The sequence below is a fragment of the Novosphingobium sp. Leaf2 genome (assembly GCF_001421325.1).
Lineage (GTDB): Bacteria > Pseudomonadota > Alphaproteobacteria > Sphingomonadales > Sphingomonadaceae > Novosphingobium.
Genome location: NZ_LMJY01000005.1, coordinates 117,379 through 134,601 on the forward strand (window position 1 = coordinate 117,379; position 17,223 = coordinate 134,601).

Here is a 17,223-nt window from a genome sequence, read left to right on the forward strand (position 1 = left end):
GGCACTTGCTAATGGGGCATCGGGGCCAAAGAAACTACCCGTCTGCAACGGCAAACATATGCGCGAGGTGAACATCTACGGGAGCGTGCTGCCGGGTTCGCCGCTCCCGGCAATCGTTGCACCCCCTGCCCCGCCGCCCGTGCCGCAGATCAAACAGCCAGTTGATGCCGGCACTCCGCCCCCGCCTGTTCCCGCCCCGCCTCCCGAGAAGACGTCCGCGCGCGCGACCCCCGGCACCTTTGGGAGTTGCTGATCATGCGGAACCAGACCGAAGGCGTGCCGGCAAAAGACGCTGAACTCTATTTCGGGCATGCCCGATCCTGGGATCAGGACCGTCAGCGCAAATCGTTACGATCCGAACGCATCGCCTGGGTCGTGGCAGGCCTGGGGCTACTTGCCGCGACAGCCGAGGGCTTCGCACTCGCGGGCCTCGCCCCGCTGAAGACGGTCATGCCGTACATTATTCGGGTCAATCAGACGACAGGCGCGGTCGATGTGCAGACCACCCTCACCCAGAAACCGATGCGCTATGACGAGGCGGTCACGAAATTCTTCCTCGCGCAATATGTCCGGACACGGGAAAGCTGGTTGCCGGCGGCGGCCGAGGAGAATTTCCGGGCTGTCACGATTCTGTCCGAACCAGGCGAGCAGCAGCGCTGGGGCCGATTTTTCAGCTCGAACAACGCCTCGAGCCCACAGGTCGTCTGGGGCAAGGGCGCGGTCGTCCAGGCCCGCGTGCGCAATATCGCCTTCATCAACGATCGTGTTGCCAACGTCCGCTTCACGCGGACGGTGCAGACCGACACCGACACCCAGAGCAGCGACTGGATCGCGACCGTCACCTTCCGGTACACGAACGCGCCGATGGCGGAGGGCGACCGCTATCGCAACCCATTGGGGTTCCAGGTCGAGAATTACCGCGCGGACCCCGAGGTGGTGCGATGAACCGCCTTCTCTCCATAGCGAGCCTTCTCGCCATACTAGCGACACCCGCCCTCGCGGAGGACACCCCGCGCGGTGGGCCGGCGGATCCGCGCGTGAAGTTCGTCGAATATCAGGAAACCCAGGTCTACCGGATCGTCGGCACATTTCGGACGGCGACCCAGGTGGTGCTCGGCGCCGATGAGACTATCGAACACGTCGCGCTCGGCGACACCATCTCATGGGAAGTGGCGGTTGCCGGACATATCCTGTTCCTCAAACCCCGCGAGCGGGCGGGGCCGACCAACCTCATCGTCACAACCAATCGCGGGGGCGAGCTGCGCAACTACGCCTTTGAGCTGACAGCACGCCGGGGACCGATCGGCAGCGGGAGCCGCGACACATTCTTCCAGGTTCGGTTTCGCTACCCGCGCGATGAGGCCGATCGTGCCGCCCGCATTCGCGCCACCCAGGAGGCGCAGCGCGTCGCCGCGCTGCAGGCGAGTGCCGTTCGGGGAGCCCTTGACCACGGCGTCATCGATGGGCCGCGCAACCTGAACTACAAGGTCCAGGGTGCGAGCGACCTTCAGCCTTCAGAAATCTCCGACAACGGCCAGTTCACGGTCCTGCGCTTCCCCGGCAACCATGAAATCCCGGCGATCTATCTGGTGCGACCGGATGGTTCGGAGTCCTTGGTCCCATTCGATGTCCGGGACGAGTTTGTGGTCGTCCACGCCGTGGCGGCTCAACTGCGCCTGCGCCGGAACCGGGAGGTGCTGTGCATCTATAATCTCGCGCCGACACCTTATGGCGTCGATCACGGCACTAACACCGCATCGCCGCATGTCGAGCGCACCATACAAGACCCGAAGGAGTGAGTGCGATGGACGAGACTTCGGCCGAGGCCCCTCGTCGCCCGCAGGGCGATCCAACACCTGAACGCGACGAAATCATCCGCGAGCGCGGCATCGACCCGATCGGGGGAATGACACCGGCAAAGCGGAATACCGCCCTGATCTTCGCCGGGACGGCGATGGTGCTCGGCATTTTGTGGGTGAACTCGGGACCGAGCAAGACCGGCTCGAGTTTGATGGGAGAGCCCGAGGCAATGGCCAAACGGCCGGATCTCGCGGCGCGCGAAACGGTCGCTTATGATGCTGTCGCAGCAAAACCCAAGCCGCTCGGCGCCGTGGGTGCCGATCCCAACGCGCCCGTCCTCAATCCTCCGCCGGCCGTTGGCCCTGACGGACAGATCGTTCCGGCAATACAACCCGGAGCGCAACCAACGGCGGCACCGCAGAACACGCGCCAGAACCTCGCCGATCAGGCACGTCGATCGACATTGATCGCCTATGGCGGCCGCGACGCGCTCCAAACTCCAATGGGTTCTAACGGTGCTGGCTCCGATACCGACAATGCGGGCACAGCTGGCGACGGCTCGACCGATCCCACCGCCCGCGGCGCGCCCAATGCGCTCGATGCGCTTCGTCAGAGTTCGGCCGTTGGCGAGGCACGCGCCTCGATGCTGCCCAACCGCAACTATCTCGTCACCGCCGGCACGCTGATCCCCTGCATTCTTCAGACCGCCATGAATTCGGCGCAGCCGGGTTACACGTCCTGCCTGATCCCGCGCGACGTCTATTCGGAGAATGGCCGCGTCGTGCTGATGGAGAAGGGCACCAAAGTCCTTGGCGAATATCATGGCGGCATCCAGCAAGGGCAGAACCGCCTGTTCGTGTTGTGGACGCGCGCCGTCACGCCGCAGGGCGTGCGCATCGACCTGGCTTCGCCAGGGTCGGACGCCCTTGGCCGCGCAGGCATCGCCGGGTCCGTGGACACCTTCTTTTGGGCGCGCTTCGGTAGCGCACTGCTGCTCTCGCTGGTCGACGACGCCGCCTATATCGCCGGACAATCCGTTTCCGGCGGGAGCAATAATTTCAACAACACCACGCGCACGCCGAGCGAGGGGGCAAGCATCGCGCTCCAGAACAGCATCAACATCCGTCCGGTGCTGAAGAAGAACCAAGGCGAAGAGGTCGGGATATTCGTTGCCAAGGACTTCAACTTCGCTGACGTCTACAATCTCGAGCTGCGGCGCTGACCTGTGAGTGATACCGCCGTCCTACGCCATTATCTCGCGCCGATCTTGCCGCTGCTGGAGCCGGTCGAGGTGACGGAGCTTGTCATCAACAAGCCCGGCGAGGTCGGCATTGAGGACCATCTGGGCTGGCATTGGCACAATGTCGCCGAGCTCGATAGCGAATGGCTCGCGACGCTCGCGGTCGCAGCGGCAAGCTTCACCCGGCAGGACGTGAATGCGGAGACGCCGATCTGCTCGACCATCTTGCCAGGAGGCGAGCGCTGCCAGATTGTCATACCTTCGGTGACGCCGACCGGCGCGCCATCGTTCACGGTGCGCAAGCCCTCGCGCGTCAATCTCGCGATCGATCAACTCGCGCAGACCGGCTTGTTCACCGCCACGCGCTCGGCTGCGCGCGGTCTCGGCGAGGTCGATGCGCAATTGGTTGCGCAGCGCGACGGCGGCGACTGGCCGGCTTTCTTCAAGACCGCCGTTGCCGCCCGCAAGAATATCCTGGTGAGCGGCGCGACCGGCTCGGGCAAGACCACTTTCGCCAAGGCGCTGATTCAGCTGATCCCGCCGGACGAGCGGCTGCTGACGATTGAGGATACGCGCGAGCTTGTCGTCGAGCATCGCAATGTCGTGCACATGGTATATTCGAGCGAGCGGCAGGGTTTGGCGAAGGTCGGCCCCAAGCAACTGCTCGAAAGCGCGCTGCGCATGCGGCCCGATCGCATCCTCCTGCAAGAGCTGCGCGACGGCACCGCCTTCTTTTACCTGCGCAACGTGAATTCGGGTCATCCCGGATCGATCACGACGGTCCATGCCGGTTCAGCCATGGGCGCGTTCGAGCAGCTGACGTTGCTGGTGAAAGAATCCGAGGGCGGACGCGATCTGGCCCGCGACGATATCCGGGGGCTGCTGCACATGCTCGTCGACGTCGTCGTTCAGACCCGCAAGCGTGCCGGAAAATTCGAAGTCGAGGAGGTGTATTTTGATCCGGCTGTCGGACGCACGACCGCTCACTAGGGTCGCCATCGTCGCAGGGATGCTCGCGGCAACCTTTTTGGCATGCGTCTTGTGCGCGGTGCTGGTCGCGCTGGTCGGCCTGAACCAGATCGGCCCGCACATGCAGATCTTGGCGATACCCGCCTGGCTCTGGTACTACCGCGGCGATCCGCTCCTGCATCTGTGGCTGGAGCGAGGTGCGCTGGTCAGCGGCGCAATCGCTTTCGTCATTCTGCTCGTCATCCTGAAGCAGGGGCGCACGCTCCATGGCGAGGCACGGTTCGCGCGCGAGAGCGAAATCCGGCGCGAACTTTTGCGCAGCAACAGTGGAATCGTCGTCGGGCAGAAAGGCGGCCGCTATCTCGTTTTCGGCGGCACCGAACATGTGTTGCTCGAGGCGCCGACCCGCGCCGGCAAGGGCGTCGGGGTTGTGATTCCCAATCTTCTGAGCTGGGCAGACTCGGTGGTGGTGCTCGACGTGAAGCGCGAGAATTGGGACATCACCGCAGGGTTTCGCGCACGGCACGGCCAGGCGGTCTATCTGTTCGACCCACTCGATCCCGAAGGGCGAAGCGCCCGTTACAATCCCTTGAGCTTCATCGACCGGCTCGACGACACCGATGTGATCAATGAACTCCAGAAGATCGGCGGCATGCTGTTTCCGGCGCCGGAAAAGGCTGATCCGTTCTGGGCCGAAGCCGCGCGCGCCGCTTTTGTCGGCGTCGGCGCCCTTGTCGCGGCCAATCCCGCCCTCCCCTTCACGATCGGCGAAATCTATCGGCGACTGACGACGGGCGACCCCAAGGTCGAACTGCCGAAGGTCGTGGAAGAGGCCCAGCGGCGCGGCCAGCGGTTGAGCCAGGCCTGCGTGTCGGCATTGAGCGACTTCACCTCCGCGTCGGACAACACCTTTTCCGGCATCAAGCAGACGATCACCTCGAAGCTCAATTTGTGGCTCAACCCTTATGTCGACGCGGCGACGTCGGAGACCGATTTCGATCTGCGTCAGGTCCGGCGCGAGCGGATATCGATCTATCTTGGGGTGTCGCCCGACAATATTGACCGCATTGCTCCGGTCTATAATCTGTTTCTCCAGCAGCTGATCGATCTGAATACGCGGGAACTGCCTGAGAATGGCGGCCGCGTGCCGGTGCTCATTCTGCTCGACGAATTCGCCCGCCTCGGCAAGGCGCCGGTCATCGCATCGGCTTTTGCTTACGTTGCAGGCTACGGGCTTCGCCTGTTGCCCGTGATCCAGAGCCGGTCCCAGCCCCGCAGCATCTATGGCGTGGATGTCACCGACGAGATTATCGCCAATTGCGGGCTGGAGATCGTATTCACCCCCAAAGAGCTGAAGGTCGCCAACGAACTTTCCGAACGGCTCGGCTTTTTCACGATGAACGTCAAATCGAAGAGCCGGACGATTCATGGCCTGCTCGCCAACCGCAGCATATCGGAATCAGACCAGCGCCGAGCGTTGATGATGCCCCAGGAACTGATGCAGATGCCCAAGGGCGACCTTCTGCTGCTGCGCGGTGGCATTCCGCCCATCAGGGGCCGCAAGATCGAGTATTTCCGCTCGAAGCGCTTCACGAGCCGGATCAGTGACCCACCCAAGGTCGCGCCCCGTCCGATCGCGATCAACGCCGTGTCATCGGCCGCCAAATTGGCAGGCGAGGTGAGCAGCAGCGATCCTTTGGCGCAAGCGCTTAGCGCGAAAAAGGCCGCCTTGTTGATCGACGATCAAGCGACCGCGCCAGCAGAGCGGGCGGGACCCGTCATGCGCGCGCTCACCGGTGACGAACTGTCGGGTTTTGCCGAAATCACCGATGACATGTTGGTGCTCGGCGACATGGTGGATCTACCACCGCTCGGCGACGAACAGGCCGCTATCGCCTTTGTCACGGCGATGACGGCCCGGGCCGTTCTCGAGCCCGTGGGTGCCGGTGCCCAATCCCCAGAATTTGCGACCGAGAGGCATGACCATGGCAGAGAATGATTCCAAGCAATCTGGTACGGCGAGGGCCATTACCAACAGCGTTGGCCTCGACGATGCCAAACGACGCAAGACGTCGGCACCTGGGGCGGCTGCGCCGGAAAAGTCTGCGCCCGGAGGACCAAAGGATGCTCCCACTGAAGCGCCTGGTCATGCCGGCGCTGTCGGTGCGTCACGAAGTGCGCCCAAGGTGCATTCGATCGAGGCGGGCGATGTGCCGGATAGCGTGCGGAAGCGCTATTATGCCGACAAGGCAAAATGGTCGGGCGAGCCCGCGTTTTTTTCGACGGCGCAAGCAAAGGATCCTGCGTTTCGCGATCAGGGGCGGCGCTTGGTCACAGCAACGGAGAGCCAGGAGGTCGTCAAGGATCTGGTGGCGATCGCGCAACACCGTAACTGGGATCGGATTCACGTCACGGGATCGGAAGAATTTCGGCGATCGGTCTGGATCGAAGCCAGTCAAAAGGGGCTCGATGTACGTGGCTACAAGCCCAACGATCGCGATCTCCAGGAGCTCGATCGGCTGCGCGGGGAAACGAGCCGCAATACGATTTCGCCCATGGCAGCCCGCGACGTCGATGTCGTCCGTGGTTCAACTAGGATGGGCCGCGAGAGCGACGCCAGTGGTTTGGAGCGGCCGGGCGCGCGGCGCGGCGATCGTGGCACTACGCCGAATGATCGCGCGGCCGACAGCCAGATGCGCGTGATGGAAGCGGTGATTCGACGGACGTTGTTCGACAATCCCGAGGCGGTTGCGCGGGTGATGACAGTCGCCCGCACACAGCTTGATGCGCATATTGCGGCGGGACGGAATATCCGACCGGCAATGGTCAAGGATGCCGCTCCCAGCGTCAGGCAGGATGTGGTCCGTGGCCGTGACCCAGCTACGCCCCCCATCCCTCGTCCCGGTCGCGAGCCCAAGCCTCAGGAGCGCAGCCGCTCTCGGTGACTGGGAATCCGTCTCTTGTGCCGTAGCCCCTCTGCGACAAATGGGTCCGGCGATCGCCTCCTGGTTTAAAAACCGGCACATTTGTTCGGCTTTGACGAACATCTACCGTGATTGGTAAACCACGAGGGACGCAGCTTGAGCTTGCCGGATATACTATGCGCGCGAACCGTCCTGCAAAGCGCGGCAATCTTGCCAGATAATATAATCATCGTTATATAGAACGCGCCAGACATCGCTCATAGAGGCTCGAATTGCGCGAAGGATATAATCTCAAGACGCTGGGGCCTCGGGCCGCCCAGCTGATCGTCGAACTCAACGAGCGCCGTCAGCCGATCTTTTCGCTCGCCGACGTCGCTGAGATCACAGGTCTGAGCCCGTCATCGGCACGCAGCCTCGTCGCGAATACCGAAGCGCGCGGCATCGTCACGCGCCTCAAGCCCGGTCTCTACAATCTGGTGCCCTTCGAACGGGGCCGCGACACCGAGCATGTGAGCGATCCCTACCTCATCGCAAGAACGCTGGTTGGAGACGCGCCCTATTTCATCTCCCACGGCAGCGCTCTCGAACTGCACCGCATGGTCACCCAACCGCAGTTGGCCATCGTCGTCTCCTGCGCCAAACGCCTGCGCCCGCAGCACATCCACGGGTATGAGTTCCGCTTCGTCGACGTCAAACCGCAGGATTTCTTCGGCCTGACCGAGATCTGGATCACATCCGGAGAGCAAGTGAGGATCAGCGATCCCGAGCGGACCATCATCGATGGTCTCGACCATCCGCAATATGTCGGTGGCGTCACGGAGGTCGCCAAGGGACTCTGGATGAAGCGCGATACGCTGCGGGTCGAACTGATGATCGACTACGCGCTTCGCCTCGGCGTTGGCGCGGTGATCCGCCGCCTGGGCTATCTGCTGGAATTTTACGGGCTGGCCGATGCAGCCGCATTGGAGCCACTGCGCGCGCGGCTGACCTCGACCTATCAGCGTCTCGATCCCCTGTTCCCCAACGAGGGCCGGATGCTGGCACGATGGCGTATCCGGCTCAACGTCGAGCCCGACGAACTCGATATAATCCGGAGCAGTTGATGATTCCCCAGCGCGATCTTCCTCGTATCGCCAACGGCCTTCTCAAGCCTCGCGGCCGCCGCGTGCCCGAGGCGGTGATCGAACGCGACTATTGCCTGGCTTGGTTCCTGACCGCTCTGGCCCAGCATCCCTTGCGCGAATTTCTCGCCTTCAAGGACGGGACGGGAACGGACTTGGCTAAAGCCGACATCCAAAGGTCTCTTTCATCCATATCCTTTGCGAATTACGCCGATTTCGATGTGGGGCTAAGCGACAACCGCGCACCTTCGACATGACGAAAGGCACGGTCGCGGCAAGTCAGCAAAATCACCTGCATGCGCTTTGAGGCGTCGAGGAGAATTTCCGTCATCAGGTCGAGCCGGGCATCGTCGGAGAAGACCAGCGGATCATCGAGGATCAGCGAGACGGGCCTGCCTTGCTCCAGCAGCATGTCAGCCACTGCGAGCCGTGTCAGGATGCCAAGCTGCTCTTGGGTACCGCGCGACAGGTTGCCACACCCTTCATCAATGTTGCCCCGAATTATGCTCTGAAGGCCCAGATCCTCAGAGTAGCTGAGCTCGCATCCCGGCAGCAGCCGTTCGACATGGCGCTTCGCCCGCTTCGCCACCGGACCCACATAGGTTCTGGAGGTTTCGAGGCGGGCAAGCTCGAGCGTATCCCGCAGCAGCTTGATCGTCTCTGCTTCCTCGCGGATGCGGCCATAGGCAAGACTTGCGGCTTCGGCTTCTTCCAATGCTGCAGCCGCACGTTGTGCCAGGCCCTTGCCGCCTTCGCTTTCGATCGTGCCTTCAAGGCGAGCTATATCGGTCTCAAGCTTTCGCTTCGTTCCGTTTGCGGCTGCTGCTCGTGCGTCGATCACCGCAATCTTGCGTTCGATCGCGGCAATGTCATGTGCGGAGGCATTTTGCTCGGCCTCAGCAAGTTTCACGGCATAGTCGGCTGCGCTGCCGCGCGCCTCGGCGAGGGCGTCGGTGAGGGCAGCAAAATCTGCATGAGCCTCAATATCGGCGACCAGTGCGGTGGCGTTTCGCTGGTCGCTGGCAGCCTCGACTTCTGCTGCGGCCAGGGGCCTGTCCTGCTCCTCCAGTTTACGCAGAGCCTCTATCGCGGCATCGTGAGCGCCTTCGGCACGGGCGGACGTGATCTCCATCTCCTCGACCGCGAGCTTCAACGCAGCAATGTCCGGGTGCTCGATTATTCCGCTGGCAGGTACGTTAGTCATCGCGGCGACGAGAAGCTTCAGCGCCTCTGGCCCTGCGCGCAGATCCAAGAGCGTGTCCGGCTGTGTGAGCGCTTCGATCTGGGTCAGCAGGGTTTTGATCTCGCCCTCTGCCTGACGAGATGCATCATGGGCGTTTCGCGCGACCGACACGTCGGAATGACCTAATTTCGTAAGCATATCGGCAAGCGCCGCTTGTGACTTTACCAATCTGGCAGACGTACTGGCGGATGCCGCTGGTGGGCGAATGATAAGCGTTGCGCCGCCTTCCAGTTCGATCCGCGTCTCACCATCCAGTATCTGCTCACCGACCCCGAGGGGCTTCCCTTGAATGGTGATGCCTTCGGTTGACCCGACCAGCTCGATCCGCGTCGCCGCGGCTTCAAGCTCGATGCGGCTTTTGAGTATGGCGCGTTCGAGCTCATCCAGGTTGGTGAGATCGCCGACTGAAATACCAGCAGCCTTTACGGCCTTTGCGCTGGCCAAGCCCTCTTCCAGGCTGATGAGCTTGCAGTGCCGCTGGCGCGCGGCCTCTGATGCCGCAGCGATACGCGCGGCCTCAACCTGCTTCTCGCCGCCGGTCAGAAGGACACGAGCGGCGTTATAATTGGTCCGGGCCTCTGTGTGGGCTGCCTTTGCGGCATTGGCGCGATCACAAGCGAGCGCCATCTCCGCGGCTATTTCGGAGCGGGCGATACGGGACTTGTCAGCTTTCTGCGATGTAACCGTCAGAGCGGCCTTGGCAGCGTCATGACGCTGGAGCAGCTCCTCGAGCCCCCGTGCTTTGCCAGCCACCGCTTGGTATTCGGCTCGCCGGGTGTGGAGCAACTGGGCGGCTGACCTTGCCGTTTCGGTCGAAGCTACGAGGTTTTTGCGAGCATGCGTCTCCGTATCATCCGCCAGTTCCTTATCGAGAACCCTGAGGCGTGAATGATCGCTTTCCAGCTCTGAAAAGCTTGCCTCCAAAGCTGCCAGTCGCTCGGACGCGATCTTCGATGCGGCTTCTGCCGTCTCGAGCCTTTCCTTTGCAAGCGCCTGTTTGCCTGTTGGTCGGCCTGTTGCTGTCCAAAGCTCAGCATATTGCTGATCTACGCGGGCGCGAACACGGTCATAGGAGCCGCCGCCCATGATGGCGCCCACTTCGGCTTCCAAAGTCGCGTGAACGCTATCGCGGACCATCCGGCCTGGAGCACTGACCTCCAACGCTTCTGCCTGCCCGACCCAAAGTAGGCCAAGCGCGCCATAGGTATTGAGATCGCGTGATCGGCTGCTGTCACGTTCGAACCCAAGCAGCTGTTGCAAGCGTTCCTCGGCCGCCTCTCCCTGATCTCGTCCCGTGGGGCCACGCACTTCAATGGAGGGGGACTTTAGAAGCTTCTTGGCGACACTCCATTGTTCGCCTGCGATGTCAAAACCGACCTCAATCTCCGGGGCCACATTTTCGCCATATGGTGCGTAGGAGCTCGCCAGCTGGTTTTTGGTTGAATGCCGGACGAAGAAGGCAGCCCGCAGCGCCTCAAGGACGGTCGACTTGCCGGTCTCGTTCGGCTCGATGATGATGTTGAGACCATCGCTCAGCCCTTCAATGGCAAAGGGCTCCCGAAACTTCCGGAAGTTCGAAATGGCGAGGCGCCGGATCCGCAGGCTCATGCGGCGTCTCCCCGAGCAAACTCGACAAACAAGCGCTCGAGGGCACGCCGCGCGATCGCGGCGTCGGCGCTCCCACTCTCCCGTAACGCATTGAGTTTCTGCGCGGTCGAGCCAAGCACGCCTTCCACTGCCAGTAGCTGCATGTCTTCCTCGGTGGGCTGGGCGACAAGGTCGTCGGTGCGAGCTTCGAGGTATCGTAGCTGGTGGCCGACATCCGCCTCGAGGATTTCGAGGACCCTGATCCGTTCGGAAAGACTGGTGACGCCGGCAATTGCAAGCTGCAACAATGTCGCCGACGGCTCGATCTCGTTCCACAGCGTTTGCCGTTCTGCTTCAAAAGCCGCGAAGTCGTTGACCCGCCAGTCACGCTTCAGCCATTGGAACCGCCCAGTCCGCAGCGGCGTCGCGGTTGGAAGACGTCCCGTTTCGATGTCGACCAGCAAGATTTGACCCGGCGCATCGCGCTGGAAGCGATCCGTCTCTGGTGTCCCCGCGTACCAGGTGCGACTGTCTACCTCGAGAGTTCCGTGCCAATCGCCCAGCGCAAGATAGTCGAGGCCGGAAAGCCTGGCCCTGTCGGGCGCGATCTGATTGTTCGCTTCCCCGCGAGAGCCGAAGTCTCGGATCGACCCATGTGCGAACCCTATCCTGAGTTTCGCACCCGGCGTCCCCATAGCATCAAAGGCGCTGGTGGGATCGTCCAGGTTATGCCGATGGGTGAGAGGGGCGGGCAAGATCCATGTGCCGCTTTCAATCTCCACTGGCGTGGGGTCACGCAGCACGGTGATACTCGGCGCAGCTTTTCCAATCACGCGGTCCCATAGGCCGCCGTTTCTGGCATAATCATGATTGCCGGGGAGCAGCCACCAGCGGCAGCCATGGCGAGCCATTCGGGAAATAGCCTGAACGATCGTGCGGTCTTCCGGGCCCTCTGTGTCAAACACGTCGCCTGCAACCAGCACATGGCCCGCACGGTTCTCAGCGGCGGCCTTACCGATCGCGTCGATGGACTCGAACCGCGCGTCCGTAAGGGCGGCACGAACGTCAGGTTCAAAGCGGCCGAAGGGTTTGCCGAGCTGCCAATCGGCGGTGTGGATGAAGCGCATGCCCTGCTTTAGCCGAGATGGAGGTATGTAGGAAAGCCATTCGGCCCATCGCTACATCCGTACATTTTTTTGATTGAATCGTAAGGATCCCAAGCCTATCTCGGGGGCAATCGAACCCGCCAGGCCTCTGCTCTCGAGCATGCACACTTGGCGGGTCTTTTGTTTCTGGTGCCCCGTGGCTATGCAGACAAATGTCCCGACCGTTTACCAAGCCTGCGATGACAATCGCTCAGCAGATGAGCCATCTTTCGGCGCAGGGGATGGCAATCCCGGATATGGCAGCTGCAGAATATTGGCTTCGCCATGTCAGCTATTATCGGCTCAGCGCCTACTGGCTACCTTTCGAAAGGCCGAAGGGGCAGCCGGGGCCGAGGTTCGTCAACGGGACGAGTTTCGACACGGTTATCGCCCTCTACGAGTTTGACCGCCGCCTACGCCTACTTTTGATGAGTGCGATAGAGCGGATTGAAGTCGCGGTACGGGGCAGTTGGGCTTACACGCTAGCCCATCAGGGCGGGCCGCACAGCTATCTCGATGCGTCGCTCTACAGCGAGCGGCGCCAGTTCCACGACAATTTCTCGCGCCTGGCACGCGAGGTAGGGACATCGCCGGAAACCTACATCGATCATTATCGGCGGACTTATGATGACCCGGCCATGCCCCCGGTCTGGATGGTCGCCGAAATGATGTCGTTTGGGCAATTGTCACGATGGTATTCGTCCCTCGACGACCGCGCCCTACGCAACGCTATCGCAAAACCGCTCGGTCTGCCTGAAGTAGTCCTGGTGCCGCTCCTCAAGCACCTCTCCACCGTAAGGAACAGCTGTGCGCACCATGCACGCCTTTGGAACCGGGGCTTCCTGATCCGAATGAAGCTGCCACAGAAGCCTGCCGCCCTCGCGGCGACGTTGGATTTCAATCTGGGCGCAGGGCCTGCACAGCTTTACAACAGCTTGGTTCTGAGCGGCTACCTGCTGCAGCAGATTGACGTCTTGAATAATTGGGTTTCGGACATCGTTGCCCTCCTTGCGACCCATCCGACCGGAGACCTGGCAGCCATGGGTTTTCCACGAGATTGGCAAACAAGGCCAATGTGGAAATGATCAGACCAGGCCACCGTCAATACACACAGCCCTGGGACATTCGCGACGGTCGGCTTCGGAGCGCCGCAGTTTGGATGCCGGACGCTGGCAGAGCAAACTTGGCGTCCGTGGGCGCTGATAAGGCAGTAGCGGCTTTCGGATGCCAGATGGTCGCTGAGCATGCTTTCTAAGCTCAACGCGTGCGGCAAATCCGGCGTGGTTCAAATAGATACAATCCATTTTAAATACGCACTTTCTTTCGATCTTAATCGCTCTAGATTTGCCGTAATCGCCGGTGATAAAGAGGGGCATATCGTGAAGGGGTATATTTATATCAGCAGCACTAACGCAGACCCTGAGCGGAATAGAAATCTGAACGATCCGATCCTCAGGAGAACTCCCACTCTCGGGGGCTGCATGCCCCCTATGCGGCGCCTAGTGCAACGGGGCGATTATGTATTTGTCATCAGCGGAACGACGCGAGGTGTCCAGCAGTATGTAGTCGGTGGTTTCCAAGTAGCGGAGAAAATTAACGCCCTGGCCGCGTATGAGCGGTTCCCGGAGAACCGGCTCCAGTTGAATGCCGACGGTAAGCTCGTTGGCAATGTCTTGGTCGACAGTGCCGGTAACCAGCATCCGCTCGATACCCATAGCTCCAAAAATTTCGCCCGCCGGATAGAAAACTATCTGGTCGGCGTAAATCCCGTGGCGCTCGAAACGCCTAGGGAAGTCGCGCAAGGTCGGAACGAAACCCTGGAGCGCCTTTCCTATATTCTCGAGAAGCAGCGCGCCAACCGCGTCATCGACCTCATGGGGCGTTGGGCGCGGCTCGATCAGGCCCAAATCGAAAAAACCCTAGACTGGCTGCAGGGGATTAAGGCACAGTCAGTTTGAATGGCGAACGTCGCAGCAACCCTTATAGCGCTTTCGCTCCAGCCTAGCGAAATCGCTTCACGGACTAGGTTGGCGCCTGATCGCATCCGTGAGATTCTTGATGGCGCGCCGGTGACGGCATCGGAATTGCGCGCTTTGGCGCGTGGACTCAAGCTATCGATGCGCGCCTTCACCTCAACCGGGTCACCTGCGACTAGCTCGACGCTCGGAGCCCTCTTCCGAGCACCTGGCATCTCTGACTCAGAGCGTGAACCGACCCTGGACCGACTGGCGGGTTTTGTAGAGGCGGCGATTAAGGTTCTGCCCGCTCGCGGACGTCTTCCCGATTGGCTCAACCGATTTGGGCTTCAAAGACCGGAAACGCATGACGAAGCTGAGCGGCTTGCGGCCCAGCTTCGTGCCTTTATCTACCCTGGCGAAATCGACAGCCCAGCGATCGATCTTCCGCAACGCCTGCGAATGCTCGATGGGCTTATCGTCAGCGAACTCAAGAACTCCAAATATGAAGGTGCCTCTGTCGCCGCAGGCGGTTACGTGTTTGTTTTTGTCTCGCCACGCTTTCCTGCCCGCATGCTGTTCACCCTTGGCCATGAACTCGGTCACGTCGTGGCCCACCATTCGCTGCAATCCGCGCACCTAGATCTCGCGACTACTATCGGCCGCTTCCGCAACCGCGCCGAAGGCTTTGCTGATGCATTTGCATCAGCTTTCCTGTTACCAGCGTTGGCGGTGGGCGGCTCGCTGCAGGCGATACGTCAGGTTATTAGGGCGAACGCTGATCAGATCGGCGATATCGAAATTCTAATACTTGCGCGTTTATATGGTGTGTCGTTCGATGTCGCCGCGCGTCGTTGCGAAGACCTCGAGCTTTTACCTCGCGGCGGCGCTGCCTCTCTCGCACAGTACATTCGGGATCATCACGGTAACCCGGAAAAGCGAGCCGAAGCATTAGGGCTGCCTGCCAGGGAACGTGTTCACTTTGACGTTGTGTCTCCCGTTTTGATGAAATTTGTTCATCAAAGCATTTCTGACGGCGGGACTTCGCCGTCGTGGATCGCTGATCGGCTCGGTACGTCGATTGAAAGCATCTACGAAACCCATGCATCAACGAGCGGGCGCCGTGCGACTACTCATTGATGCCTGCGCAGCAATTAATCTCCACAATTGCGGGAGGCTAGCGATCATCTGCCAGTTGCCAAACACCGAGATCGCGATGTCTCCGATAGTCGTCTCGGAATGCGGACTAGCTTGTGCCGCCGAGATCATGGCCTTAGAGGCAGCCGGTCGCATCCAGTTTGTCCCAGACGATGAGATTTCGCCGGATCGCTTTCTAGAACTGGTCACCGACCACGACATCGGCGATGGGGAGCTTGAATCGATCGCCGTCTGTGAGGCAACAGATTGCGGTTTCTGCACCGACGATGCGGCGGCGCGACGGCTCGCTTCCAATTTGATAGGCGCGCCGAAGGTGATGGGAAGCCTTCGCCTATTGAAGTTCGCTGTGGAAGCGTCGCTGTTGAAATGTACAGAAGCTTTCGCGGACTACAATCAAATGCGGTTTAAAGGCGGTTTTCTGCCTAATTTGGTGAATGACTTCTTCTGCATCGGAGAAAGTGCGTGATCGATATGGGGAATGCGATGAGCGAGGGAGAATGCCCGAACAGCCTTCTGGAGCAGTTCGATGCGGCTTACGCAAACGTCACCCAGGATCGACGCGACATATACGGCGCGCCCGAAGACACCTATCGTCGTATAGCCGCGTTGCGATCCGTTGTGGACGAGTGCCGAGATGCGCAAATCCGCGAGATCCTGGGCATGGTGGTCATCAAGGTTGCGCGTCTAGTCCAGTCGCCAGAACATCTTGATTCGTGGGTTGACGTTGCGGGCTACGCGCGGTGTGGCGTGATGTTGCTGAACGACCGAAATTAAGAGGCCAACGGCGCTCGCCGGGTCCTCCACTAAGTTTGTTCCATGATGGTGTTAAATTCGAATTGCGGCGTCCGGATCGGAAGCTAGGTCGTAAGGAAGTCGATGCTAATCGAGAGAGTGATCAGTCCCGCGTCCGGCGTAGTGGAGCTTTGGTGGGCCGAAAGCAGTCCCGGGCGAGAAGGGGCACTCGTCAGCAAGATTGCCGATGAACAGCCGTTGGAGATTATGTCTAAAAGCGGAGCACAAGAGCACGGCGCCGTATGCTGGGCGCATCAACAAACGCTAGGAAACATAGAGATCCGCTCACCTGACGTTCTCCGACACCTCGCTGGAAAGCGCGCCAACGACGTAGTCTTGCCGTGCGACTTCGTCTACGCCGGAAAATATCGGCACGGTGTCCACAGATGGTGGTGCCGGACGCACCAGAGCCACTGGGGTATCAAGGCCGACCTCGCCGAACTGCAGTCTTCCAACGAGTTGAGGTGCGCTAACCACGCCCAGCTTATGAGCTACGAGATCGAGCCGTTTGTAGTGAACCTAGATAAGCATGCTGAGGTGGGTATCTGGTGCTCAATGCCCGCAGCGCTTTCGACTGCTGAGATCAAACCCCGCCCACCAAAAATTCACGTCCACGTGCGCGACACCCCTCAGGCCGACAAGCGTATCGATAAGGACTTCACAGTCGCATCAACCATTCATTCTACCCGGGAGGGTCTGTTTGGCGAGGGTGAACTCGCTCGGGTCGACATCACTCCGGCCGCAGCCTTCAATTTCGTTTGTGCGCTCGAAGCGCACTTGGAGATGGGGTGTATCGACTGCTCAAATTGTGGCTATCCTCATCTCGACCTTGGAGACTTCGCCAAAACGCCGCATCGCAAGCACTTCTGCGCAAATTGCGGACGGGACAGCACTTGGAGTAAGGGTGCGATTATCTCGACGCCGCTAAAGCCGTTGCATGACCGTACTGCGACCCGCCTCACTACTCTTCTGCCCGATCGAAGTCTTAATCTCGACGACCACAAAGGACGCAACTACACCGTCTGGGCCTCGACCCCGGCAATCGTGTGGACCGCCAGCCGGCCTCAGGAATACGGTATTCATGTGCACGTCCACGACGGCGCCGATCGCATCATTGACGAAACCTTCGGCGAAGTAATCTTGAACGGAAAGGCTCTGGTGCGCGAAGAGTTGCTTCAAGCTATGATTGATCGCACGATCGTCTGACTTGCTCGAACATTGCGGTCATACTGAAGTGGCTGCGCTAACCTCGGGTCGCAGGGCGAGTCGTTGGCTTCGTAGTTCCCAGA

At 60.7% G+C, this 17,223-nt stretch carries 16 protein-coding genes; 14 read left to right on the plus strand and 2 right to left on the minus strand.

Annotated features, from left to right (window positions below):
- Positions 1–255: 255 nt before the first annotated feature.
- The 8 genes from ASE49_RS05205 (at position 256) to ASE49_RS18640 (ending at position 8,311) form a co-directional block, all read left to right on the plus strand.
- On the plus strand, positions 256–945 hold the full coding sequence (locus tag ASE49_RS05205; RefSeq protein ID WP_056769139.1) for a virB8 family protein: 690 nt from the start codon (positions 256–258) through the stop codon (positions 943–945).
- A complete protein-coding gene (virB9, locus tag ASE49_RS05210; RefSeq protein ID WP_056769056.1) occupies positions 942–1,799 on the plus strand; it encodes a P-type conjugative transfer protein VirB9 in 858 nt (285 codons plus the stop codon). Before ASE49_RS05205 ends, virB9 begins: the two co-directional genes overlap by 4 nt.
- A 5-nt stretch (positions 1,800–1,804) precedes the next feature.
- Positions 1,805–3,022, plus strand: a complete 1,218-nt coding sequence (gene virB10 / locus ASE49_RS05215) for a type IV secretion system protein VirB10 (protein WP_056769141.1) — start codon at positions 1,805–1,807, stop codon at positions 3,020–3,022.
- A gap of 3 nt (positions 3,023–3,025) precedes the next feature.
- Entirely contained in the window at positions 3,026–4,030 is a 1,005-nt protein-coding gene (gene virB11 / locus ASE49_RS05220) for a P-type DNA transfer ATPase VirB11 (RefSeq protein ID WP_056769057.1), read from the plus strand.
- Between the two features lie 19 nt (positions 4,031–4,049).
- Positions 4,050–6,008 carry a type IV secretory system conjugative DNA transfer family protein gene (locus tag ASE49_RS05225; protein ID WP_056769058.1) on the plus strand — a complete coding sequence of 653 codons (1,959 nt, stop codon included), beginning with the start codon at positions 4,050–4,052 and terminating at the stop codon, positions 6,006–6,008.
- Positions 5,995–6,954: an LPD7 domain-containing protein gene (locus tag ASE49_RS05230; protein WP_056769144.1), complete on the plus strand. Its 960-nt coding sequence runs from the start codon at positions 5,995–5,997 to the stop codon at positions 6,952–6,954. The genes ASE49_RS05225 and ASE49_RS05230 overlap by 14 nt, the downstream gene beginning before the upstream one ends.
- Before the next feature lie 251 nt (positions 6,955–7,205).
- Positions 7,206–8,036: a type IV toxin-antitoxin system AbiEi family antitoxin domain-containing protein gene (locus tag ASE49_RS05235; RefSeq protein WP_056769059.1), complete on the plus strand. Its 831-nt coding sequence runs from the start codon at positions 7,206–7,208 to the stop codon at positions 8,034–8,036.
- A complete protein-coding gene (locus ASE49_RS18640) occupies positions 8,036–8,311 on the plus strand; it encodes a hypothetical protein (RefSeq protein WP_082456313.1) in 276 nt (91 codons plus the stop codon). Before ASE49_RS05235 ends, ASE49_RS18640 begins: the two co-directional genes overlap by 1 nt.
- Here the strand turns inward: ASE49_RS18640 and ASE49_RS05240 are convergent.
- Both ASE49_RS05240 and ASE49_RS05245 read right to left on the minus strand, forming a co-directional pair.
- Positions 8,260–10,905: an AAA family ATPase gene (locus ASE49_RS05240; RefSeq protein ID WP_056769060.1), complete on the minus strand. Its 2,646-nt coding sequence runs from the start codon at positions 10,903–10,905 to the stop codon at positions 8,260–8,262. The genes ASE49_RS18640 and ASE49_RS05240 overlap by 52 nt on opposite strands.
- Positions 10,902–12,011 (minus strand): metallophosphoesterase family protein, encoded by a 1,110-nt coding sequence (locus ASE49_RS05245; RefSeq protein WP_056769061.1) that lies wholly within the window; start codon positions 12,009–12,011, stop codon positions 10,902–10,904. Before ASE49_RS05245 ends, ASE49_RS05240 begins: the two co-directional genes overlap by 4 nt.
- A gap of 236 nt (positions 12,012–12,247) precedes the next feature.
- Here ASE49_RS05245 and ASE49_RS05250 point away from each other — a divergent pair, with 236 nt between their 5' ends.
- From ASE49_RS05250 to ASE49_RS18115, 6 genes are all read left to right on the plus strand, one after another.
- Entirely contained in the window at positions 12,248–13,114 is an 867-nt protein-coding gene (locus ASE49_RS05250) for an Abi family protein (protein ID WP_235522847.1), read from the plus strand.
- 159 nt (positions 13,115–13,273) lie between these two features.
- Positions 13,274–13,987 (plus strand): hypothetical protein, encoded by a 714-nt coding sequence (locus tag ASE49_RS18110; protein ID WP_156370121.1) that lies wholly within the window; start codon positions 13,274–13,276, stop codon positions 13,985–13,987.
- Positions 13,988–14,098: 111 nt separating this feature from the next.
- Positions 14,099–15,124 carry an ImmA/IrrE family metallo-endopeptidase gene (locus tag ASE49_RS17665; protein ID WP_162234227.1) on the plus strand — a complete coding sequence of 342 codons (1,026 nt, stop codon included), beginning with the start codon at positions 14,099–14,101 and terminating at the stop codon, positions 15,122–15,124.
- Positions 15,108–15,608, plus strand: a complete 501-nt coding sequence (locus tag ASE49_RS05265; RefSeq protein WP_162234228.1) for a hypothetical protein — start codon at positions 15,108–15,110, stop codon at positions 15,606–15,608. Before ASE49_RS17665 ends, ASE49_RS05265 begins: the two co-directional genes overlap by 17 nt.
- Positions 15,609–15,625: 17 nt before the next feature.
- A complete protein-coding gene (locus ASE49_RS05270; RefSeq protein ID WP_156370123.1) occupies positions 15,626–15,916 on the plus strand; it encodes a DUF6378 domain-containing protein in 291 nt (96 codons plus the stop codon).
- 504 nt (positions 15,917–16,420) lie between these two features.
- Positions 16,421–17,140, plus strand: coding sequence for a hypothetical protein (locus ASE49_RS18115; protein WP_156370126.1), 720 nt, complete (start codon positions 16,421–16,423; stop codon positions 17,138–17,140).
- The last annotated feature ends 83 nt before the right edge of the window (positions 17,141–17,223 follow it).

Bases quoted from the DNA above. Each gene is read 5' to 3' on its own strand.
- virB10 (WP_056769141.1), top strand. From the start codon at position 1,805: ATGGACGAGACTTCGGCCGAGGCCCCTCGTCGCCCGCAGGGCGATCCA.
- ASE49_RS18110 (WP_156370121.1), top strand. From the start codon at position 13,274: ATGCTTTCTAAGCTCAACGCGTGCGGCAAATCCGGCGTGGTTCAAATA.
- ASE49_RS18115 (WP_156370126.1), top strand. From the start codon at position 16,421: ATGAGCTACGAGATCGAGCCGTTTGTAGTGAACCTAGATAAGCATGCT.
- ASE49_RS05250 (WP_235522847.1), top strand. From the start codon at position 12,248: ATGAGCCATCTTTCGGCGCAGGGGATGGCAATCCCGGATATGGCAGCT.
- ASE49_RS05240 (WP_056769060.1), bottom strand. From the start codon at position 10,905: ATGAGCCTGCGGATCCGGCGCCTCGCCATTTCGAACTTCCGGAAGTTT.
- virB9 (WP_056769056.1), top strand. From the start codon at position 942: ATGAACCGCCTTCTCTCCATAGCGAGCCTTCTCGCCATACTAGCGACA.
- ASE49_RS05245 (WP_056769061.1), bottom strand. From the start codon at position 12,011: ATGCGCTTCATCCACACCGCCGATTGGCAGCTCGGCAAACCCTTCGGC.
- ASE49_RS05230 (WP_056769144.1), top strand. From the start codon at position 5,995: ATGGCAGAGAATGATTCCAAGCAATCTGGTACGGCGAGGGCCATTACC.
- ASE49_RS05270 (WP_156370123.1), top strand. From the start codon at position 15,626: ATGAGCGAGGGAGAATGCCCGAACAGCCTTCTGGAGCAGTTCGATGCG.
- ASE49_RS18640 (WP_082456313.1), top strand. From the start codon at position 8,036: ATGATTCCCCAGCGCGATCTTCCTCGTATCGCCAACGGCCTTCTCAAG.
- ASE49_RS05205 (WP_056769139.1), top strand. From the start codon at position 256: ATGCGGAACCAGACCGAAGGCGTGCCGGCAAAAGACGCTGAACTCTAT.
- ASE49_RS05225 (WP_056769058.1), top strand. From the start codon at position 4,050: ATGCTCGCGGCAACCTTTTTGGCATGCGTCTTGTGCGCGGTGCTGGTC.